The 20,541-nt window shown below is 60.3% G+C and carries 16 protein-coding genes and 3 pseudogenes; 6 read left to right on the top strand and 13 right to left on the bottom strand.

From position 1 onward, the window contains the following. Positions 1-197: 197 nt before the first annotated feature. Positions 198-710, top strand: a complete 513-nt coding sequence (locus tag KSAC_RS15885) for an HNH endonuclease (RefSeq protein ID WP_132306747.1) — start codon at positions 198-200, stop codon at positions 708-710. 11 nt (positions 711-721) lie between these two features. After that, complete coding sequence (locus tag KSAC_RS15880; protein ID WP_102326117.1) at positions 722-1,366, top strand: hypothetical protein; 645 nt, start codon at positions 722-724, stop codon at positions 1,364-1,366. A gap of 93 nt (positions 1,367-1,459) precedes the next feature. On the opposite strand, the gene KSAC_RS15875 is transcribed toward KSAC_RS15880, so the two are convergent. The 6 genes from KSAC_RS15875 to KSAC_RS15850 all read right to left on the bottom strand — a co-directional run bounded on the left by KSAC_RS15875 (position 1,460) and on the right by KSAC_RS15850 (position 8,560). Then, the gene (locus KSAC_RS15875) at positions 1,460-4,606 is read right to left on the bottom strand and encodes an error-prone DNA polymerase (RefSeq protein WP_132306745.1); all 3,147 of its coding nucleotides are present in this window, start codon (positions 4,604-4,606) and stop codon (positions 1,460-1,462) included. 3 nt (positions 4,607-4,609) lie between these two features. Next, positions 4,610-4,855 carry a hypothetical protein gene (locus KSAC_RS15870; protein ID WP_132306743.1) on the bottom strand — a complete coding sequence of 82 codons (246 nt, stop codon included), beginning with the start codon at positions 4,853-4,855 and terminating at the stop codon, positions 4,610-4,612. Positions 4,856-4,865: 10 nt separating this feature from the next. After that, positions 4,866-6,389: a Y-family DNA polymerase gene (locus KSAC_RS15865; protein ID WP_132306741.1), complete on the bottom strand. Its 1,524-nt coding sequence runs from the start codon at positions 6,387-6,389 to the stop codon at positions 4,866-4,868. After that, positions 6,280-7,080: an ImuA family protein gene (locus KSAC_RS15860; protein WP_132306739.1), complete on the bottom strand. Its 801-nt coding sequence runs from the start codon at positions 7,078-7,080 to the stop codon at positions 6,280-6,282. The genes KSAC_RS15865 and KSAC_RS15860 overlap by 110 nt, the downstream gene beginning before the upstream one ends. Before the next feature lie 72 nt (positions 7,081-7,152). After that, positions 7,153-7,914, bottom strand: coding sequence for a MucR family transcriptional regulator (locus KSAC_RS17745; RefSeq protein WP_279433737.1), 762 nt, complete (start codon positions 7,912-7,914; stop codon positions 7,153-7,155). Between the two features lie 199 nt (positions 7,915-8,113). Continuing rightward, positions 8,114-8,560 (bottom strand): hypothetical protein, encoded by a 447-nt coding sequence (locus KSAC_RS15850; protein ID WP_132306737.1) that lies wholly within the window; start codon positions 8,558-8,560, stop codon positions 8,114-8,116. A 17-nt stretch (positions 8,561-8,577) separates the two neighbouring features. On the opposite strand from KSAC_RS15850, the pseudogene KSAC_RS17650 reads away from it, so the two are divergent. Continuing rightward, positions 8,578-9,060 (top strand): annotated as a pseudogene (locus tag KSAC_RS17650) (IS5 family transposase); the annotation flags it as partial. A gap of 17 nt (positions 9,061-9,077) precedes the next feature. Here the strand turns inward: KSAC_RS17650 and KSAC_RS15840 are convergent. After that, the gene (locus tag KSAC_RS15840; protein ID WP_243705420.1) at positions 9,078-10,442 is read right to left on the bottom strand and encodes an amino acid permease; all 1,365 of its coding nucleotides are present in this window, start codon (positions 10,440-10,442) and stop codon (positions 9,078-9,080) included. Continuing rightward, entirely contained in the window at positions 10,439-11,344 is a 906-nt protein-coding gene (gene tauD, locus KSAC_RS15835; RefSeq protein ID WP_132306735.1) for a taurine dioxygenase, read from the bottom strand. The genes KSAC_RS15840 and tauD overlap by 4 nt, the downstream gene beginning before the upstream one ends. Before the next feature lie 334 nt (positions 11,345-11,678). On the opposite strand from tauD, the gene KSAC_RS15830 reads away from it, so the two are divergent. The 3 genes and pseudogenes from KSAC_RS15830 to KSAC_RS17740 form a co-directional block, all read left to right on the top strand. After that, positions 11,679-14,135 carry a TonB-dependent receptor gene (locus tag KSAC_RS15830; protein WP_243705419.1) on the top strand — a complete coding sequence of 819 codons (2,457 nt, stop codon included), beginning with the start codon at positions 11,679-11,681 and terminating at the stop codon, positions 14,133-14,135. A 38-nt stretch (positions 14,136-14,173) separates the two neighbouring features. Further along, positions 14,174-14,642 (top strand): annotated as a pseudogene (locus tag KSAC_RS15825) (IS5 family transposase); the annotation flags it as partial. 291 nt (positions 14,643-14,933) lie between these two features. Then, positions 14,934-15,926 (top strand): annotated as a pseudogene (locus KSAC_RS17740) (aminotransferase class V-fold PLP-dependent enzyme); the annotation flags it as partial. A gap of 45 nt (positions 15,927-15,971) precedes the next feature. Here the strand turns inward: KSAC_RS17740 and KSAC_RS15815 are convergent. The 5 genes from KSAC_RS15815 to KSAC_RS15795 are packed head-to-tail and all read right to left on the bottom strand — an operon-like array spanning position 15,972 to position 20,528. Next, positions 15,972-16,547 (bottom strand): peroxidase-related enzyme, encoded by a 576-nt coding sequence (locus KSAC_RS15815; RefSeq protein ID WP_132306733.1) that lies wholly within the window; start codon positions 16,545-16,547, stop codon positions 15,972-15,974. A gap of 8 nt (positions 16,548-16,555) precedes the next feature. Beyond that, complete coding sequence (locus tag KSAC_RS15810; protein WP_132306731.1) at positions 16,556-17,035, bottom strand: hypothetical protein; 480 nt, start codon at positions 17,033-17,035, stop codon at positions 16,556-16,558. A gap of 36 nt (positions 17,036-17,071) precedes the next feature. Beyond that, entirely contained in the window at positions 17,072-18,565 is a 1,494-nt protein-coding gene (locus KSAC_RS15805) for an ABC transporter substrate-binding protein (protein WP_243705418.1), read from the bottom strand. A gap of 35 nt (positions 18,566-18,600) precedes the next feature. Next, positions 18,601-19,515 (bottom strand): ABC transporter ATP-binding protein, encoded by a 915-nt coding sequence (locus KSAC_RS15800; RefSeq protein WP_243705417.1) that lies wholly within the window; start codon positions 19,513-19,515, stop codon positions 18,601-18,603. Then, the gene (locus tag KSAC_RS15795; RefSeq protein ID WP_132306784.1) at positions 19,515-20,528 is read right to left on the bottom strand and encodes an ABC transporter ATP-binding protein; all 1,014 of its coding nucleotides are present in this window, start codon (positions 20,526-20,528) and stop codon (positions 19,515-19,517) included. The genes KSAC_RS15800 and KSAC_RS15795 overlap by 1 nt, the downstream gene beginning before the upstream one ends. Positions 20,529-20,541 lie beyond the last annotated feature (13 nt).

Below are 20,541 nucleotides of genomic sequence, written 5' to 3'. Positions count from 1 at the left end.
GCCATGGCCCCATCCCTCTGTGCGTCCCGCGTGACAGGGCGAAACAGGCCGCCGGGACCGGTGCACGATGGGACGCGGGACAACGCTGCTTTTTTTGGGATTCCGGTATCGCCAGCATTCCGGAAAATGCCCCGATCCGGGCGTTCCTGCCATTTCGCTTCCGGCCGGACCGCAGGCCGCCTTATGTGCGACCGTGGATGGTCCCGCAATCCCTGTGGGGATGGAACCTGCGCGCCATGCTGCGTCGCGAAGACTGGGACAGGATCCGCCGCGATGCTTACAGGCGCGCGGGCTACCGGTGCCGCATCTGTGGCGGTGCAGGCCCTGACCATCCCGTCGAAGCCGATGAAGGCTGGGCCTACGACGACACGCGCTTCGTTCAGGTCCTGAAGGGCGTAATCGCCCTGTGCCCCGATTGCCACGCCGTCCGGCACTGGGGGCGCAGCATGGCGACAGGAAAGGAACAGCATGTCCTGCGCTGGCTGGCATGGATCAATGGGTGGACATACGCCGAGGCCCGTGTATGCGCGGATGAGGCCATGGCGCTGTGGCACTGGCGGAGCGGCCACACCGGCTGGACCTGTGATATCAGATGGGTAGAAAAAGTTTTCGGCGTGCGGCCCGTAGCGGATGCCATGGACCGGGCGGCGGCAACGCAGCAGGGTCTGATAGCGTTGGCGCGGCAGTCGCGCGACGGTGAAATGCGCTGATCGAGGTAGTGATGACGGACAAGCCCGCTCCCGTAGAACCCATTGCCGATACCCTGACGGTTTCGCGGTTCCCGCTGGAACGCCGTAAGGCGCGTTCGGTCGAGTTCATGCAGATGCTGGGCCTTGAACGCGATGACGTGGCCGAAGTGATGAAGGAGGCCGGGCAGAAGCCGCCCTACGCCCTGTCCAGATTGAAGCGGGAGGGGGCGCGTGAGGTCCGCTCCCGTCTCAGGGAATGGGACCTGAGCGCCTTCGCCGATGCAGCCGAACTGGAGGATGCCCTGCGAGCCTGGTTCCAGCCCGCCGTGACACTCGCGATCAGCGAAACGGCGGAAGCCCGTGACCTTATCATCCGGGAGCGGCAGATACGCCTTGCCACGAATGTCGAACAGAGGCTCATGGATGCGTCCTACCGGCAGCAGAGGGCGCTTGCCGCCCAGCAGGTCATCGAGACGTGGATCCTGAATGGCCGGATCATCGGGGGATGGGAAGTCGTTATCGACTATCTCGAACGTTTCCGGGCGGGCAGGCATGTGCGGAAGACGAAATCCGGGAAGGCGCCCGTGAGCGCACCTGCCCAACCCGAACAGGTCGTGCAGGATGGAAATGTGGTATCCCTGAGTAGCTGGCGGAACAGGAAAAAGGGAACCAGCTAGGGGTCTCCTGCCTGTACCTCCCATAGGGTCCGGGTTAACGTGGCGCGTTGCATTCCAGTATTCGGCGCGGTTCCATAATTACACGATATCGAATCAGTGAAAATCTCGCGACCGAATGGCAAGCGTTTTCTCGGACTGCCCCACCGTCGCCAGCAGCTGCGTCATGTCATCCAGCTCCCTGACAACGACGTGAATGACGTCACCTTCTTTCTGGAGGGTTCCGTGGCAGGCGAGCATGCTGGCCGACAGCACGACACGGCGCTGCCGCTCTATCCGGTCCGGCCACAGGATCAGGTTGGCCATGCCGGTTTCGTCCTCGATCGTGAGGAACATGGTGCCGTTTGCCGTGCCCGGGCGCTGGCGCATGATGACAATGCCGGCAATGGTGACGCGCCGCCTGTCAGCAAGGCCAGGGAGATCTCCACAACGGGTAATTCCACGACAGTCCAGTTCTTCACGCACGAAGGCCACAGGGTGGCTGCGCAGCGTCAGACCGGCTGCGTGGTAGTCCTCGACGACATTCTGCCCGTCCGTCATCTCCGGCAGTATGAAAACCGGCTCGACAATCTCCGGTTCCGGGCGGTTGCGATGCCGGTCAGCCGCTGCAAAAAGTGGCATCGGGGTATCCGCCATGGCTTTTATGTCCCATAGGGCGCCCCGACGGTCCCTGCCGAGGGCATGAAAGGCGTCGGCTTCGGCCAACGCCTGCAGGGCGCGCTGATCCAGCCCGGCCCGCCTCCAGACGTCATCAGGGCTTTCATAGGCAGAGGAGCGGCATGCCACCAGTTTCGCCGCCTGGTGGTTCGATAGTCCCTTCACCAGCCGCAACCCCAGCCGCACGGCAAGGAGACGCCCTGATCCAGCTTTCTCGAGCGTGCAGTCCCATCGGCTGGCGTTGACGCAGATCGGACGGACCGGAACGCCATGCCGCCGTGCATCCCCGACAATCTGCGCCGGTGCGTAGAACCCCATTGGCTGGGAATTGAGCAGGGCGGCGCAGAAGACATCCGGATGGTGGCATTTGATGTAGGACGAGGCATAGGCAATCAGGGCAAAGCTTGCCGCATGGCTTTCGGGAAAGCCGTAGGAGCCAAACCCTTCCAGTTGCGCGAAGGTGCGCTCGGCGAACGCAGGGTCATAGCCGCGCTCCGTCATGCCATTGACCAGACGGTCCCTGAAATAGGTGACCGTTCCCTCTCCCCTGAATGTTCCCATGGCGCGGCGTAGCTGGTCGGCTTCACCGGGAGAGAAGCCGGCGCAGTGGATGGCGACCTGCATGGCCTGTTCCTGAAACAGCGGCACGCCGAGTGTCTTGCCAAGGATGCGCTCCAGCGCCGGTGAAGGGCAGTCCGGTTTCTGTCTTCCTTCCCGACGCAGCAGGTAGGGATGCACCATGTCGCCCTGTATGGGGCCGGGGCGGACGATCGCCACCTGCACCACCAGATCGTAGAAGGTGCGGGGCCTGAGGCGCGGCAGCATGCTCATCTGCGCGCGGCTTTCGATCTGGAACGTTCCGATCGTATCCGCGCGGGCGATCATCCGGTAGGTGGCCGGGTCTTCGGGCGGAATGGAGGCCATGTCCATCCGTGTGCCCCGCGCGGTCTCAAGCAGTGTGAAGGCACGCCGCATGCAGCCCAGCATGCCCAGACCCAGCACATCGACCTTCATGAAACGCAGCTGATCGATGTCGTCCTTATCCCAGACGATGATCTGGCGGTCCTCCATCGCCGCGGGCTCGATGGGCACAAGGTCATCCAGCCGGTCACGCGTCAGTACGAAGCCGCCCGGATGGGTGCCAAGCTGGCGCGGGAAGCCGATCAGCTCCCCGGCCAGATGCAGCGTCAGGCGCAGGCGCGGGTCATCAAGGTTCAGGCCCAGTTCCCGCGCCCGGTCCGCAAGCGTATCGCCGTCCGGTGACAGACCGGTCAGATGACGCGAGAGGGCAGCCGTGACATCCTCGGGCACACCCAGTGCCTTGCCCACGTCACGTAGCGCGCCCTTCCGGCGATAGCGCATTACCGTAGCGCACAGGGCTGCCCGGTCCCGCCCGTAATGGGCGTAGATCCACTGGATCACTTCCTCGCGCCGGTCACTCTCGAAGTCCACGTCAATATCCGGTGGCTCCCTGCGTTCCGCCGAAACAAACCGCTCGAACAGGAGGCCGGACCGGACGGGGTCAATCGCAGTGATGCCCAGAACGTAACAGACGGCGGAATTGGCGGCAGAACCACGTCCCTGGCAGACGATGCCCTGCTGGCGGGCATGCCGCACGATCGTGTTGACCGTCAGGAAATATGGCGCGTAATCCAGCGAGGCGATCAGATCGAGTTCGTGGCGCAACTGGGCAAGCACATCATCCGGTGCGCTCGCTGGATAACGGTCTTTCAGATGCGTCCGGACAAGGGCTGCAAGGGTTTCCTGTGGTGTCTGCCCGGATGCGTCGGTTTCATCGGGATACTGGTAGGCCAGATCATCGAGCGAGAAGCGGCACAGCGCGGCAATCTCGGCACTGCGCGCAATCGCGGCCTCATGTCCGGCATAGTCCTCACGGATCTCGCGTTCCGTGACAAGATGCCGTCCCGAACAGGTTTCACGCCGGTCGCCCAGCTGATCGACCGTGCAGCCATGACGGATGCAGCCCAGCACATCCTGCAGGATATGCCGCCCTGCGCTGTGATACAGGACATCGCCGGTTACGACGGGACGCAGGCCCGCCGTCATCGCCATGTCGGCCATGCGGGCGAGACGGGCTGCATCTCCCGGCCGGTAGCGCCGGACAAGGGCAACATAACCGGGCAGGCCATTCATGCGGGCATGCGCTTCCATGCGGGCCAGGGCAGCGGAAAGCGTCGTATCGGGTGCATCCGGCAACAGGATCAGGAGCAGGCCCGCACCCTCACGTTCCAGATCGCGCCATGTCAGGGAAAAGCCACCCTTCCCCGCCCGTTTCTTGCCCAGCGTCAGGAGACGGCACAGACGGCCATAGGCCTCGCGGTCAGTGGGATAGACGAGAACCGGCGGCATGTCCTCCAGATCCAGACGGCAGCCGACGACAAGGCGAAGGCCATGTTCGCCCGCGGCCCGGTGCGCCCGAACGATCCCGGCGAGGCTGTTGTGATCCGTGATGCCGATCGCCCGCAGCCCCAGCGCCTTTGCCCGTCCGAACAGTTCGTCGGGATGGCTTGCGCCCCGCAGGAAGGAATAGTTTGTCGCGACCTGGAGCGGGACATAGCCGGGCATCACCTACCCCGCATCCGTGTGCGGATGACGGTGCGTGCTGGTGCTGGGCGCGGGCGATCCGGCCCGCCGCAGGATGACGTAACCGCAGCTCTGGAGATAGACGACAAGACGTTCGGCCGTAATCCGCGCCATCATCTCGTCGGCCGTATGCACCTTCCGGCGCCCGTCATAGCGCAGGCCATGCGACAGGGAGGCTTCGATTTCCTCCAGGCTGGCCGGGCGCAGATCGGGGGGGCTGTCCTGTACCATTGCGCGTTCCTCAGAAAAGACCATGCAGAAACCACGGGCTGGCCGCATCAGGCGTCCCCGCGCAGCGGACGGACTGGAACAGCCAGAACTGGAGGCCGCCTTTTTCCGCCGCGATCCAGTAATTCCGGATGCGCCCGTATTCGCTTGCATCGTGCCACCATTCACCATGCACGCGCTCGGGGCCGTCGCATGCAACGATTCCGTAGGCATGACCGCGCCACACCACCTGCAGCGGCACGCCAGCCGCATCCTGCCGGATCATCACCAGCGGTTCGGGCGGGTCGAACAGCCGCGCGGGACGTGGCCATTGGCATGACCAGTCCGTGGATTTCATGGAGGGTGTCGCAGGCATCATCACCTGCCTGCGTTCCGGCATGTGGCTTTCAGCCCGTGCCATGCGTACCGGCACGCCGTCGAGTGCAGCCCGGTTGCCAAGCCGGTCAAGCAGCTCTGCATCGCCCGTCTCCTGCGGGGACATGTCTGCAGGCATGCCCGTCACCTGTCGTGCGGCGCGCCGTTCCGACTGCCTGACAATGAGCTGCATCGCCTCGATGCCGAACCCCGGTTCGATTGTCTCGATCCGCGCCCGTAACAGACGCCCCATATGATCGGGGTCGCAGACCGGAGAGGCTGTTCCGATCCGGACTGCCTGCACACTGCCATCCACCCGCTCACACAGAAGGTCGGCCTGCCTTGCGCCCTCCCCCCGCTTTACCAGTTCCATGCATACCGTTTCCACCAGCACCCCGATAACCGTGGCGATGGCGTCCGCCGTGGAGACCGGTTCCAGAAAAGAGCGACGGTCCTGTACTGCATCGCGCGGCAGGACAGGGCGGACCGGTTCCGGTAGCAGTCCAAGCGCCTGATCCAGGCGTCGCATGAGATCCGGGCCAAAGCGACGAACCAGCGGCGCCCGTGGTGCAGTCCGTAGCAGCCCGATATGTTCCAGACCAAGCTGGAGCAGACCCTTCACGATTACGGCGTCCAGACGCAGGGCCGCGACCGGCAGAGGATCGAGCGCAGCCGCCTGCCCGTGTTCGGGGATGACTTCCGCCGCCTGGCCGCCCGCATGCGCGAGCGCCCAGGCGCAGCCCGGCGTATCCGCCATTGCACCCCGCACTGTCAGGCCCATGCCGGACAGACGCTCAAGCAGGGTCGTGAGCATGGATGTTTCGCCGCCATGAAGATGTGCGCACCCCGTGGCGTCAATCCAGATGCCATCAGGATCGGTTGCGGATGTCAGCGGCGCACACCACAGGCACCATTCCGCCAGCCGCGATAACGCCTGCGCGTCGCCATCCCGGTCAGCGGGCGCGACAGCGAGATCCGGCACAAGGGCCTGCGCATGCGCCAGTGGGGTGCCGGGGCCGATTCCGGCCTCCATCGCTGCCCGGTCGACCGCAGCGATCATGTAGCGTCGCCCGTCATGGACGCGCGTCACCAGCGGCCGGGAGGCTGGCAGGTGGCGCAATCCATGTCGGCGCAACCGGTCGGTCGGCCAGTGAGGAAGCCACAGCGAGATGATCCGGCGCATGTTCCGTCTCCACGATCCATTCCCCTGCCCTGCCACCCCGATGGCGCAGCAGTTCGATACGCATGCATGGTCGTCCGGGTCGAAAAGCAACCGGAGCAGCCCCGGCCGGATAGGGAGCAGGCCCTACCCGCCAGCGCGTGGAACTGGCTGTGGGGTGCAGGAGGGCAGTATCATCCATCCGCGAGGCGCGACGCAGCAGGAAAGCGGTCTGCCCGGAACCTTCCGCCGCCAGCCGCAGGCGGCGTGACGCCGTCAGGCCAAGCGACCGGTCGAAATCGGTGACGACCGCGGCCAGACCCGTCTCACGCAAAATATCCTCGGTCATGCCGAGAACCCGGTCGGGAGCGGCGTGAAGGCAGATCAGGCGATCGGGCGAAAGTCCGGCCTGAAACAGCCCTTCGGCCAGTAGGTTCAGGCACCCGGTATAAATCCATGCGACAGGGCCGGTCGTGCGCGACAGGATGGTGGCGATCCAGCGGGTCGGGTAATACCCAAGAGACGTGTCCGCCCCCCGGCCCATCACTTCGTGGGTCGTGCCCTGCTCCAGACCACCACAAAGATGGGCGTCGATTTTGGTGGCGCCGCAGGCCAGTCGTGCGGCATCATGCGCCAGCACGCCTGACCGCCGTTCAATCCGCAGGATCTGCGCCCGGAGAACGGCGACGGTATCGTTGTCCTGTGTTCGCGCCATGTTCTCCTCCCTTAAGGGAACACTTAGAGAACGCGAAATGATCTTGTAAAGCGGAAAATGCGTGAGGGGGGATCAGGCCTGCGTGTCGGTCGTTGCCTTGCGGCGGGTTTTCCGGGGCTGAGGCGGTTTGTCTGCTTCTTCCACGCCAGAATTCCTCCGAGGCTCCCGGTCGCGTTTGGGCTGGAATCTGTCCCGTGCCCATGTTTCAGGTTTTTTGCGGAGATCGCTCTTCCCGGCTTCCGGAATTATGGCACCACTTTTCCCTATAGCCGTCAGTGCGACTGCAGCGTCTCCCTTGCGCTGCGTTTTTGAAACCTGTCCGGTGTTTTCCGTCCGCTGGCGTCCCAGTCCCATTTTCCGTGCCAGTTTCGCGCGTTGTTCCGCATAGGCGGGCGCGGTCATCGGGTAGTCCGGCGGCAGGCCCCATTTCCGGCGATACTGTTCGGGTGTCATCTGGTAGGCCCGCTTGAGATGGCCCTTCAGCATCTTGTATTTCTTCCCGTCTTCAAGACAGACAATGTAATCGGGGAAGACGGAATCGGAGATAGGAACGGTGGTCACCGGCTTTGTGGCCGTCGTGGTGGAAGCAGACACGCTTACTTCTGTCCCACTGGCAGTATCTTCCCTCACGGCAGCCATCACATTACGGATTAGAGTTGGAATGGCATCCGGGGTCAGTACTGTCTGGGGATTGCCGAGATACGCCGAAACGATGCTCGTCATGGCGGTGACGATGGTATGATCGGCCCCTTCAGATTGATCCACTGAAATATTCTCCTGTTCTTTAAGCTCTGGAATTTCGAATACCGTGCCCGAGCTTACTTTCTGGCGCAATGCCTATATTGGGATACCCCATGGCTCAAATGCGCAATAATAGATAAGGAGTGCTATCCACGAAACAGCGGTAACAGACAGCCATGTCCTGCGCTTTCTCGGAACAAGCCCTGCAAGACAGAATATCACTGCGGCAGCGGCCATGATTTCTATCTGAAACTGAAGAAGTGCTTCAGTTGAATAGTATCTGTCCATTTATTCAATATCTCTCGCCCGACGCCGGGTCTGTGCCGTTCGGGGATTCCAGACGGTGTGTACAGAGAACCTCGTTTCCCCAGGCGATAAAATCTTCCATCCCCTGTCTCGTTGCAAAACCAATGATGACATCGCCATCAATGGTGTCCGAGATCAGTAAACTGCGGCATGCCAACCGCGTGGCATGCTCTACAGGATCCAGATCAGCATCGTCGAACAGGAAGCAGGCAAACAGGACGAAGTGTTCGATATCGAAACCTGTTGCGCGCTGGATAAATGCGTCCCATTCCCGGGTGATGTCATCAACTTTCTGATCTTGAATCTGCTTCCGATCCGGCGATCCGCAGCTTCGAGCAAGATGGCCGCAATGTTCGGGAATGGTTTGCAGCCCGCAACCAGCTCGCCATAATGTTCGGCGAGCGCTTCGCCGCTTGAGTATCTGAAAACGCATGGGCCAGGCCAGATACACAGACTTCAGGACACTCCCCCAAAAAAGGGGCCTATTTCGAAGAGCGTGACCATCGTGAAGCACCTGGCCGTTCTCGCGACGGCTATGGCACAAAAGTCTGCGTGATCACTGATGGACATGGAAAAGCCTTCGGTTTTGCACTGGCTCTCGGACAGGCTCACGAACTGCCTCTGGCACCACCCATGCTCGACAGCCTCCCGCCATTCCCCTGTGGGTCGTAGCGGACAAGGGCTACGCGTCGAACGCCTTTCGTGAAAGGATATGGGACATGGGCGCCCGGCCGGCCATTCCCGCGAAACGACGCGATGGCCCGGTCGTCTGCCCCAAATGGGCCTATCGGTGTCGGCATCTCGTTGAGAACCTCTAGGCTCGCCTCAAGGAGTGGCGCGCTGTCGCAACCAGATATGAAAAAACAGCAACGTCGTTTCTTGCAGTCATCCATCATCCACATTGCTGCCGCAACAGACTGGATCAAGCCCTAACAGGCCCTAGCATCGTTTCACAATGCGTCATGATTGCTGTGCCTATACGTTCTTTTTCGCTTTAATTTAAAAATAAATCCTGAAGCATAAATCATTAATATAATCATCAACGCAATCAGGCCCTCAAAACGTAGGTTTGGATAAAATGGAATAGATATGAATAGTGATGCCATAATAATGATGCACAACGCCGCCAGAATTTGAGTCCTTCGCCACATAGGATCTATACGCATGCAGGCCAGTGAGGCCATGAAGTAACAGAACAGGATCAGGTTTCCCGAAGCCCCCAGCAAAACCGTGTAAACATGTGAGGGCGACCATGCGGCCGACAGGATAATCAGGACTTCCAGTGACGTGGTCAGGATAACGGCCATGACCGGCGCACCGCCGGGCGTTGCGCGCGCAAGCCGGGCCGGGGCACAGCCAAGGCCGGCCAGTTCTCGCAATATGCGCGAGACAACATATTTCGATGAATTAAGGCATGACATGACGGCCATCAGCGTCATGCCAATGGCAACACTTTCCGCAAAGGGAATATCCAGATAACGCATGACCAGAAGGAAAGGTGAATGACCCGGCACGATCTGCGTCCACGGTCGCAGGCATACGATCATGAGAACGGACCCCAGATAGAACAGCAACACGATAAAGGGTAGCCGTGTAATGGCACGCCGGATGTTGCGCGCCGGGTCCGCGCTATCTACCGAGGCCACGAAGGCGATCTCACAGCCGGTAAAGGTCTGCACGATCATGGGGATGACCGCCGGAACTGCCCATGTGCCAAGCGGAAAGAAGCCGCCATGCCCAAGCAGGTTCTCACGTATCTGCCCGCCCGCGTGCGGAGCACGCACCATCCACGCAACGCCCAGCACCATGAAAGCCGCCAGCGCCACCAGCTTGAGAATGGACAGGACAGCCTCGCTCCGGCCGTAGGCGCGCACCGGCAGCATGTTGAGCAGCAGGGCCACGGCGACCAGCCCCATCGAACCCGACAACGGATGAATGCCATACAGGTCACTTATTATCATTCCACCGGCAACCGCCTGCGCGCCGCCCGTCACCACCCATAAAAAGACATAACTCCACCCGGTTACAAAACCGCTGCTCTGCCCAAGCACCGCACCTATGTGGGAAATGAAGGAACCACGCGTATCATGTCGCAGGGTTAGGTCACCCAGCACCAGCATGACGCACCACACGATCGCTCCCGCACCCAGATAGGACAGCAGCACCGCAGGCCCAGAAGCTGCAATCGTGGCGGAAGTGCCGACGAACAGCCCGGCCCCGATAATCCCACCCACCGAAATCATCGAGACATGCCAGCCCGCCAGCCTGCGCGCGCCCTGTATGACAGGTGACCTGTCCGGTGTGGACGTGGTCATGAAGCCGTGATTCCGGCTGGGCCGAACGGCCTGTCACCCATAATGGTCACCCGGTGCATCACGCGCCTGTGAGGGCGATAATCATCAACGGCATAATGCTGTGTAATACGATTATCCCAAAACGCCACATCCCCTTCCCGCCACGACCAGCGCATATGAAATTCTGGCCGCGCCACGTGCCGGAAAAGAAACGCCAGCAGGGCCGCGCTTTCCTCGGGTTCCACATCGCAGATTTCCACCGTGAACCCTTCATTGACAAAGATGGCACGCTGCCCCGTTTCGGGATGCACGCGGATGACAGGATGCTCTACCGGCGGATGGCTGTTGCGGGTTTCCATCCAGTGGGCACGCTCGCCTTCCGTCCGGCCAAAACGCGACAGGGGAAAGGAACGGGTGAAATCATGCAGGGCGGTCAGACCTTCAAGATGCTGCTTCATGGGGGCGGAAAGGGCCTCATAAGCCGCAGTGGCGCTGGCCCACAGTGTATCTCCACCACCCGCCCGTGGCAGGTCCCGCGCCACCAGAACAGCCCCCAGCGGCGGTGTTGGGGAGAAGGTGACATCCGTATGCCACAGCGCATTATCCCTCAGGTCGTTATGCGCCGTATCGAGCACGATTGCCTGAGGTACTTCCGGCACGGTGGGAAAGACCGGGTGGATATGCAGCGCGCCGAAGTGGCTTGCAAAATCACGATGCTGATGTGGCGTCAGCATCTGTTCACGCATGAACAGTACCTGATGGCGTAGCAGCAGTTCCCTGATATCCTGCGTCGCGGGGACTGAGAGAGGTGCTGCAAGATCAAGGCCATGCACCACCGCCCCTATATGGGGGGACAGGCATTCCACCACCCAGTCCTGCCGGTTGTGGCGATAGGACCTTAAATCACTATTAGTGAAAGTCATATCCTCCGAATATGGCGGGAATGACGAAGAAGATAATTTTTCCAATATATTAGCGGAAGATGGTGGGGACATGACTCTGGGCTCCTTCGGCTATCCGGGCATCGTCCCCATGCATAATTACAATTTTTATCGTAAGTCAAATATTATACCAATTTTATGAATATTTACGTTATCGTTATATAACAATTAGATAGCAAAAATATTCGCGTTCTGTTCCTGAAATTCGCGTGGGTAAACTTTTCTAGCACGATTTGATATGTTGAAATTATTTTACGTCGAATATAGACGTGTTTTTTGTAATTGATTGATAAATAACTATTTTTGTTAGTTAATTATGCATATCTCAGCCCTGACCAAGAGCGACCCGATGAAACCGACCTATTCTCTTTTCTGGCTGGGGCTGGCAGCCCTGCCGGTCATTGCCATATCACCGGCGGGAGCCACCTCTCTCTCTCCCGATCCGAAAAAACAGCCCGAACATCCGGCGCACGGACATGCGGGACATGCCAACCCGGTCGAGACGCTGGAAGTCCGCAGCCATCACCTGCTGCGTGGCCCGCAGGTTACACTTTCACGCAAGGTCATGGAACAGCAGGTGCCGGGCACCAACCCTTTGAAAGTTCTGGCCCAGCTTCCCGGCGTGCAATTCCAGTCCGATGACCCGCAGGGGCTCGATACCTATTCAACCCAGCTTTATATGCATGGTTTTGTTCAGAACGAGATCGGCATGACGCTTGATGGCATACCGCTGGGTGAACCGACATTCCGTAATTATAATGGCCTTAACCCCCTGCAGGCTATCTCGGCTGAAAATGTCGAGCGGCTTGATGTCACCCAGAGCGCGGGCACGGAAGCGACGGCCAGTACCAACAACCTTGGTGGTACCATCAATTATGTCTCGACCAACCCACGAGACCAGACCGGCGGCCAGATCAACCAGACCTTTGGCAGCAATGCCCTGTTCCATTCCTTCTTCCGGTTTGATTCGGGCAGGCTGAACCGTACAGGCACCAAATTTTTCGTATCCTACATGCGCAATGATACCGATAAATGGAAGGGCGGCGGCGACCAGTTCATGCAACAGGTCAACGCCAAGCTAGTCCAGCCCATCGGCACGCAGAGCGAAATCACCGCCTTTTTCGACTGGGACCAGCTCCAGATGGTCAACTATCAGGACTACACGCCCAACTGGCTACAGAATAACGGCTATGATCTGGATAATTTTTATGGCCTGCCCAATGCCTGGAACAATGCCTATGCGGCATCGGAGGGGAAATACCCCGCCTCCTACGGCAATGTGCAGGATGCAAAGGATGCCTCCTATTACGAAAGCACAGCCACATCGGGCGATTACTTTGGTGGCATAACCGCAGACCTTGCCCTGACCAACCGGCTACGGTGGAAAACAACGCTGTATGGACATGAGGAAACTGGCCATGGCACTTATGCCAGTCCCTATGCCTGCACGGATGCGACCACCAGCCCCTGCCCCGTGGCAGATGACACGATCCGCCTGAATGGCGGGCGCATATTCGAACAGGTGCGCAAGCCCACCGTAGAGCGCTTTGGCGGCGTATCGTCATTCAGCTACAATATAGGACATCATGCGCTGTCGACAGGCGTATGGTACGAGAACAACCATTATTCCACTTATGCCTATGCTTACCAGGAGCCCCTGCCCGGCGAGGGCGCGCCACTCGACCCGTTTGGCAGCTTTAATGGCGTGCCGCACCGCACGTTATGGGGACAGGAATACAATACCAATACCTTTACCGCCTTTGTGCAGGATACATGGCACCCGGTGCGCGCGCTCGCGCTGCATTTCGGGTTCAAATCCATCCTCAGCACGACCCGTGTGGGCGATGCACAAAACTGGTCACTGCGTTTCCCCACGCTAACCACCAATGCCAGCCTGACCACAGCCAAGGCTTTCCTGCCCCATATCAGTGCAGACTGGACCCTGGGCAGACACCATCAGGTCTTTGTGGACATATCGGAGAACGCGCATACCTACCCGCAATCGGGCTATAACTCGAGCAATGCGCCGATGGCGGTCTCGCAGGCAGCCTATGACTCCGTAAAGAATACCCTGCGCCCTGAAACAGCATGGACCTATGCCATGGGCTATCGCTATACCGACCGACTTGTACAAGGTAGCCTTTACCTGTACCGGACCAATTTCAATAACCGCCTGCAACAGATACTGGCCAATACCGGCGCAGGTGCGATCCTGTCCAACACCACGGCAACGGTACAAAATGTGGGTGGTGTCACCATGAATGGCGTAGATGCCGGTCTTACACTTACGCCGGTGCGTGGCCTGGCCCTGTTGAACAGTGTCAGTTACAATCATTCAGTCTATGACCAGAACATCAGTAGTGGCGGCGTAACCTATCATACCCGTAACCGTCAGGTCGTAGCCTACCCCAAATTCATGTACAAATCACGCCTGTCCTATGACTGGCATGATTTTCAGACATATATCGATGCTCAATATTACAGTAGCCGCAGTTTCGATTATGTAGGCGACTACAAGATCGCCCCTTACTGGATGAGTGATCTCGGCATGTCTTACACCTTCCGCAACGTGCGTCTTGCGCGTCAAGGCTATTCCGTGCATAGGATCGTACTATCCTTCAACATCTACAATCTGGCCAATACGCATTATGTCTCCACCATGGGACAGAACGGCTTTACCATGGACAATACAAATGGGAATGCATTTAATAACCAGTCCATTTTGTTAGGTGCGCCACGCCAGTTTTTTGGCTCTATCAAGGCCGAGTTCTAGGGCCTATTAGATCTTGAAATTCTTTCCATATTGTAGGGATGGAAGAAGGAGACGGAACAGGCACTTTTACGGATGAGACGTGGGCGATCTGGGAACCTCTGATCGAGGAGGTTCGCCTGAGGGGTATGACGCCGCCACATGATCTGCGGCGGACGATATCCGCGATTTTCTGGCGTCATGAGAATGGTGCGAAATGGCGGAGTATCTTCGCTAAACTGGGTCCATGGTGGCGGGTGGCACAGCTTTTCATCCGCTGGGCGAAACCGGGTGTGTGGGAGCGCCTGCTCGAACGGGTTCAGGACCAACAGGGCGTGGCACTCGGAATGACTTTTCTGGATGGTACGAGCATCAGGGTCACCACAAAGCGGCGGGAGCCCAAAAAAAGGGGCCTCTTTCGAAGAGCGAGACCATCGTGAAGCACCTGACCGCTCTCGCGGCGGCTATGGCACAAAAGTCTGCGTGATCGCTGATGGACATGGAAAAGCCTTCGGTTTTGCGCTGGCCCCCAGACTGAACTGCCCCGGGTTTACCGGAGAGCGATTTGTTCAGCGCTCAGGCTGCGATATCAAGTCTGCTCTGATCTGCATAGAATCCGCGAACCGTGCCCGTTACGCCGTCTTTGAGCGGCACCGGACAGACTGTCGTGATGGTCGGGTCCGACGGCATATCGATCACTAGTGGCCGGTACATGCCTGGAGTGAAGCGGCTGTCTGGCAGATCCTGTGCCGGCATGGCGTGATTCCGCCGCTTCCCTATCAGTTCGGGTTTGGCCGCCTGTCCTGCCTGATATGCGTCTTCATGTCTGCCGATCAGGCTGCGACACTGAGTCACATGGAGGCGGCACGCGGTGGCCCGGACCTTGGGCAGCTCAACTGGGCACTGGCCGGAATCGACCCGGCGCGCCTGCGGATCGGCGCCTTCTCGGCGGCATCAAATGTTACGGGTATCGTGACCGATGTGGATGCGGTGACAGCAGTGCTCAGATCCCATGGCGCGCTGGCCGTGTGGGATTACGCGGGCGGCGGGCCTTACCTGCCCATCAGCATGCGGGCGGGCACGCCGTATGAGAAGGACGCCGTTGTCCTCTCGGCGCATAAATTCGTGGGCGGGCCTGCGTCATCGGGCATCATGATCGTACGCAATGCGGTGGCCGTACACACGCGCCCGGTCTTTACCGGCAGTGGCACGGTGCGGTTCGTCTCGCCCTGGCGGCATGATTATTCCACCTCTCTGGAAAGCCGGGAAGAAGCGGGCACACCCGATGTCATTGGTGACATCCGTGCCGCGCTGGCCTTTATGGTCAAGGAGGCCATGGGGCAGGACTGGCTCTATGCGCGCCACAACGCCCTGCGCGCCTGGTCCGACCGGGTCTGGCGGCACAACCCGCATATCGAGATCATGGACAACGCGCAGGCACGGCACGCTCTGCCAATCTTCTCCTTCCGTGTCCATGCAAACGGGGCGGGCGAGACGGTGCACCAGCAACTGTTCACCCGCATGCTGTCCGATATTTACGGAATCCAGGCCCGCGGCGGATGTGCCTGTACCGGGCCCTATGCCCATAGCCTGCTTGATATCAGTCAGGAGCATTCCGATACCCTGCGCCAGGCGATCCTGAGTGGTGAGGAGATCCGCAAACCGGGCTGGACGCGCCTGAATTTCTGCGCGCTGATGACAGATGACAAAGCGGATTTCATCATCCGTTCGGTTGATGAACTGGCCCGCAACCCGGATACCATGATGCGGGCCTACATGTGTGATACGAAGACGGCATGCTTCCGGGCCGAACGCGCGCCCGGCACGGGCGGCTGGCAAGCGGCCGCCCCATGCGCCATGTCAGGACCGGGCGCCACCGGGCACGGCACGACCGAGCGGATGCATGAGCCGGTTTGCCCAGCCAAAAATCGCGATGACGTGGATCAGGTCGAGAATGTCGCCATCCGACAGGCCGGCCCTGCGCAAGGCTGATACATGTGCGCCCGTTGCAGCCGGGGGCGTGCGGGAGAGCGCGCAGGAAAACGCCCATATCGCCTGTTCACGCGCGGAAAGGAGATCGGGGCGGTTGTGCCATAATGCCGTGATGACATCATCACTTTTCATGAGTTCGGCCAGGCGCCGGCCATGGATCATGGCGCAGTAGCGGCAGCCATTGGTCACCGATGCCGCCAGTGCGCCCAGTTCGCGCTCCGTGCGGGGAATGCCATCCCTGGCGTACATGATGGAATTGAACAGTTCCGTTCTGGCCCTGTAGCTTTCCGGGTCATGCGCAAGCGTGCGGACATAGGGGGAGATCCTGGTGGAGGACGGGGTGACCTTCATCGCCTCCAGTTGGGCCGCACTCGCCTCTTCCAGCCTGACGGGTTCGAGATGAGGCTCCCACTGCAGGGGCCTGATGCGAATTCTGGGTAGCATGGCAGGCATCACTCCTTGAGTAGGCGCAGGCCGGCGGTGATCCGGCACTGGTAATTGACGAAGGCAATCAGTTCCGACAGGGCCACGATCTGTGGCCTGTCCAGCCCCGCCGCTTCCAGGGCCGCGAGTTGCCTTTCGGATGCCGCGGCATTGTCCATCGTGGCAAGATCGGCTTGCCGCGCCATGCCCGCAAAGGGTTCGGCCATGTCCGAGCGCCCCTCTGCCAGGGCAAGGACAGGACTGTCCGGCGCAAGGGCGTGCAGGCTGTCGGCATAAAGGCGGGCCAGTGCTTCATCATCGTTCAGGACGGCAATCCTGTGCGCCAGCGCCAGGCGCACAGCCGTATCGAGGCCATGACAGTCCGCTGGCGCAAGCACGGCCTGCTGGCAGGCCTGTGTGCCCGCAACAAGCTCCGCCTGTTCATGGCGTAAGGTAAAAAGCCTGCTGTCCGATGCCAAGCCCGCCGCTATGTCGATCGTGTCCTGCATATCGTATGCCTCCATGAACCGGGTAAGGAAGGAGCCCTATCGGGCGGGTTTCATGTCAAAGGCGCGTACCCAGCCATCCCCGCGCGGAACAAGGGAAATCCGCCTGGAATAGGCATAGGTTGCCGGTTCGACATAGAGGAAGACAGCCGGGGCCTGCGCGCACATGGTACGGGTTGCCGTTGCATAGGCCTGTTCGCGCATAGTCTGGTCGAGTGTGGACTCTCCCGCCTTCAGCGCTGCGTCGAATGCAGGGTCGCTCCAGTAGGAATAGGCATTCCCGCCCTGGAACAGCTTTAGGAAACCCGCGGCATCAAGTGTGGGCCAGGCCTGTCCCAGCAACGAGACGGGGGAGAGGTCATGCGCTTTCCTGTAGTGGGCTAGGTAGGTCGCGAAATCAATCATTCTGATCTGTGTGCTGACCCCCACGGCGTGGAACATGGCCTGTATGGCAAGGGCCACTTCCTCGCCCTGAAGGTAGCTGCCGCGCGGGATGTCGAATTCAAAGGACCGGGAGAGGTCCACGCCGCTTTCGGCAATCAGTCGCCTTGCCCGTTCCGGGTCATATCCATATCCCGGCAGGTCCCTGTTGTAGCCAAAATAATCGGGCGTCAGGACCTCGCAGCCTGAGGGCGTGGCGTGGCCATCAAATATGGTGTCGGCAATTGTCTGCTTATCAATGGCATAATTCAGGGCCTGCCTGAATTTTGCGTTGTTGAAAGGTGGTTTTTCCGTATTCAGTTTTATGAACACGGTCCTGCTGGAGGGTACGGCCCCAGCAGTGGCAACACCATGGCCGTTAATCTGCCCGATCTGGTTGGTGGGAAATTTTGAAACGTAATCCACCTCTCCCGCCTGCAGGGCATACAATGCAGTATTCGTTTCGGGAATGATGCGATAGATGGCCCGGTCGAATGCCGGGCGTGGCCCGTAATAACCAGGATTGGCATGCAGGCTGACATGGTCGCCAGGAACGATTTCATCCACGATATAGGGACCGCCGGATGAAACCTCATGCGCCGGATCATGCGTGCGCGCCCATTCCGGCGGCAGGAGGAACATCATGGACAGTTGTGCTGGCAGGGCCGGATAGGGCGATGATGTCCTGATATCCAACTGTGTTGGCGAAATGACCTGTACATCGGCAATCTGTGCGTACCACGATGCAACCGGCGTAACCTTCTGTCGGTTCAGGATGCGCTGGATGTTCCATTTCACGGTATGCGCATCAATCGGTTCCCCATCAATGAACCGCGCGCCGGGGCGCAGGGTGAAATGCCATACCGTATCACTGCTGGTATGCCATTCCCTCGCGAGCGCGGGGACCAGCGCACCATCCGGTGCGCGCAGCAGGAGCGAGGGGTAGATGTTGCTCATGACCGACAGGTCGGTCCCGATCGAATTGGTCTGGTCGGGGTCAAAGGTATTGATTTCCCCCGCAAGGGCAATCGTGACCGTGCTGGCGCACGCCGGATGCGGGAGGGCTGTCATGCCGCCTGCGAGAAGCAGCCAGAGGCAGGAGGGGCGGATCATGCGGCGGTTCCGGGGCGTGTTTGTTGCAGGGCGCATCAGTGTTCGAGCACGAAATGACCAGCCGTGACCTCGACCATTTCCGCCATCCGGTCCGGTATGTTCGCATCGGCGTTGAAACGGGTGGGCCTGACATGGGGGTGATCAGGGTCGGGTATGGGGATCGCGCTCAGCAGGGAGCGGGTGTAGGGATGCCGTGGATCGGAAAAAATCTCTTCCGTGGGCGCAAGTTCCACAATCCGCCCCCGCAGCATGACCGCCACGCGGTGGCACAGGTAGCGGATCATCGAAAGGTCATGGGAAATGAACAGATAGGACAGGCCCATTTCTTGCCTGAGATCCTGGAACAGGTTGACGATCTGCGCCTGGATGGACACGTCAAGTGCGGTAATCGGTTCATCGGCCACGATGAACTCCGGCTCCGGCGCCAGTGCGCGTGCAATGCACAGGCGCTGCCGCTGCCCGCCGGAAAACTCATGCGGGTAACGGCGCATGAAGGAAGGATCGAGCCCCACCTGCCGCAACAGTGCTGCGACCCGGTCATGTATTTCTGACCTGTTGCGGCATATCCCCTGTACCAGCAGGGGTTCGGCAATAAAACCGCCAACCTGTCGGCGCGGGTTGAGGGCACCGTACGGGTCCTGGAAGATGGCCTGCATGCGCCGCCGCCATGGTTTCATCTCACGGTCGGACAGGCCGGAAATCCTTGTGCCGTCAAAGAAGACCTCGCCTTCATCCGCGCGTTCCAGACCCAGCAGGACGCGCCCCGTCGTGCTCTTGCCCGAGCCGCTCTCGCCTACCAGCCCCACGGTCTCCCCCCTGCTGACACACAGGGAGACACCATTGAGCGCCGTAATGCTGTTACGCTCCAGCCAGCCCTTCGTGTAGCGGCGCACAAGGTCACGGACTTCAACTAGGGGGGCAGCGGCTTCAACCGGTGCAGGGAAGGCCATCAGTGCAACTCCGGATGGGTGGCCAGGATTTCCGGCAGGTCGTACCACGCCGCCACCATATGGCCGGGCGCGCCGCCGGGAGTCTGACGCAGCGGTGGCACCGTCCGGTGGCAGCGTTCGGTCGCGAACCGGTTGCGCGGGGCAAAGGGGTCCCCTGAGGGGGGATAGACCATGTTGGGGGGGCTGCCGGGGATCTGGTAGAGGCGTTGCCTCCCGTTGTCAGGTAGCGCTCCGGGCATGCAGCGCAGGAGTCCCCAGGTATAGGCCGAACGGGGATCATGAAAGACGGGCGAGATCGGTCCCCGTTCCATGATGCGCCCGGCGTACATGACCTGGATCGTGTCAGCGAGTTCGGCCACCACGCCCATGTCATGGGTGATCCATATGACGGTCGTGCCAAAGCGTTGCCTGATGTCGCGGATGAGATCAATCACCTGTGCCTGCATCGTGACATCAAGGGCCGTGGTCGCTTCATCGGCGATCAGAAGGGCGGGATTGCAGGCAAGGCCGATTGCAATCATGACCCTCTGGCGCATGCCGCCTGAAAATTCATGCGGATAATGCGACAGCCGGCCCGCAGGATCGGGTATGCCGACCAGTTCCAGCAGTTCGGCGGCACGGGCGTTGGCCTGCGGGCGGTTTATGCCGGTGTGGCGCTGCAGAACTTCCCTGATCTGGCGGCCTACAGTCAGGACCGGGTTGAGCGAGGACATCGGGTCCTGGAAGACCATGCCGATGTCCCGCCCCCGTATGTCGCGCAGCGCCCGTTCTGGCAGGCGCAGCAGGTCGTGCCCGCGGAACAGCACCTCGCCCGATGTGACACGGGCTGCAGGCGGGGAGAGCAGCCCCAGCATGGCCATGACATGCACGCTTTTGCCCGACCCGCTCTCTCCCACGATTCCGAGTGTCTCGCCCGGCATCACGCTGTAAGACAGGTCATTGACCGCATGCAGCGTGCCGGCCGGCGTGTCGAACACCACGCTGAGGTTGCGGATCTCGATCAGGGGAGACATCATGGTCGTGACC

The organism is Komagataeibacter saccharivorans (genome assembly GCF_004348195.1).
In the GTDB taxonomy this organism is placed as follows: Bacteria; Pseudomonadota; Alphaproteobacteria; order Acetobacterales; family Acetobacteraceae; genus Komagataeibacter; species Komagataeibacter saccharivorans.
This window is presented reverse-complemented; position numbering and strand designations above follow the sequence as displayed.

Excerpts from the sequence above, each read along its gene's own strand:
- KSAC_RS15880 (WP_102326117.1), top strand. The coding sequence starts at position 722 with ATGACGGACAAGCCCGCTCCCGTAGAACCCATTGCCGATACCCTGACG.
- KSAC_RS15795 (WP_132306784.1), bottom strand. The coding sequence starts at position 20,528 with ATGTCTCCCCTGATCGAGATCCGCAACCTCAGCGTGGTGTTCGACACG.
- KSAC_RS15840 (WP_243705420.1), bottom strand. The coding sequence starts at position 10,442 with ATGACCACGTCCACACCGGACAGGTCACCTGTCATACAGGGCGCGCGC.
- KSAC_RS15805 (WP_243705418.1), bottom strand. The coding sequence starts at position 18,565 with ATGATCCGCCCCTCCTGCCTCTGGCTGCTTCTCGCAGGCGGCATGACA.
- KSAC_RS15885 (WP_132306747.1), top strand. The coding sequence starts at position 198 with ATGGTCCCGCAATCCCTGTGGGGATGGAACCTGCGCGCCATGCTGCGT.
- KSAC_RS15875 (WP_132306745.1), bottom strand. The coding sequence starts at position 4,606 with ATGCCCGGCTATGTCCCGCTCCAGGTCGCGACAAACTATTCCTTCCTG.
- KSAC_RS15870 (WP_132306743.1), bottom strand. The coding sequence starts at position 4,855 with ATGGTACAGGACAGCCCCCCCGATCTGCGCCCGGCCAGCCTGGAGGAA.
- tauD (WP_132306735.1), bottom strand. The coding sequence starts at position 11,344 with ATGACTTTCACTAATAGTGATTTAAGGTCCTATCGCCACAACCGGCAG.
- KSAC_RS15830 (WP_243705419.1), top strand. The coding sequence starts at position 11,679 with ATGCATATCTCAGCCCTGACCAAGAGCGACCCGATGAAACCGACCTAT.
- KSAC_RS15815 (WP_132306733.1), bottom strand. The coding sequence starts at position 16,547 with ATGCTACCCAGAATTCGCATCAGGCCCCTGCAGTGGGAGCCTCATCTC.
- KSAC_RS15850 (WP_132306737.1), bottom strand. The coding sequence starts at position 8,560 with ATGCGTTTTCAGATACTCAAGCGGCGAAGCGCTCGCCGAACATTATGG.
- KSAC_RS15860 (WP_132306739.1), bottom strand. The coding sequence starts at position 7,080 with ATGGCGCGAACACAGGACAACGATACCGTCGCCGTTCTCCGGGCGCAG.
- KSAC_RS15810 (WP_132306731.1), bottom strand. The coding sequence starts at position 17,035 with ATGCAGGACACGATCGACATAGCGGCGGGCTTGGCATCGGACAGCAGG.
- KSAC_RS15800 (WP_243705417.1), bottom strand. The coding sequence starts at position 19,515 with ATGGCCTTCCCTGCACCGGTTGAAGCCGCTGCCCCCCTAGTTGAAGTC.
- KSAC_RS15865 (WP_132306741.1), bottom strand. The coding sequence starts at position 6,389 with ATGCGCCGGATCATCTCGCTGTGGCTTCCTCACTGGCCGACCGACCGG.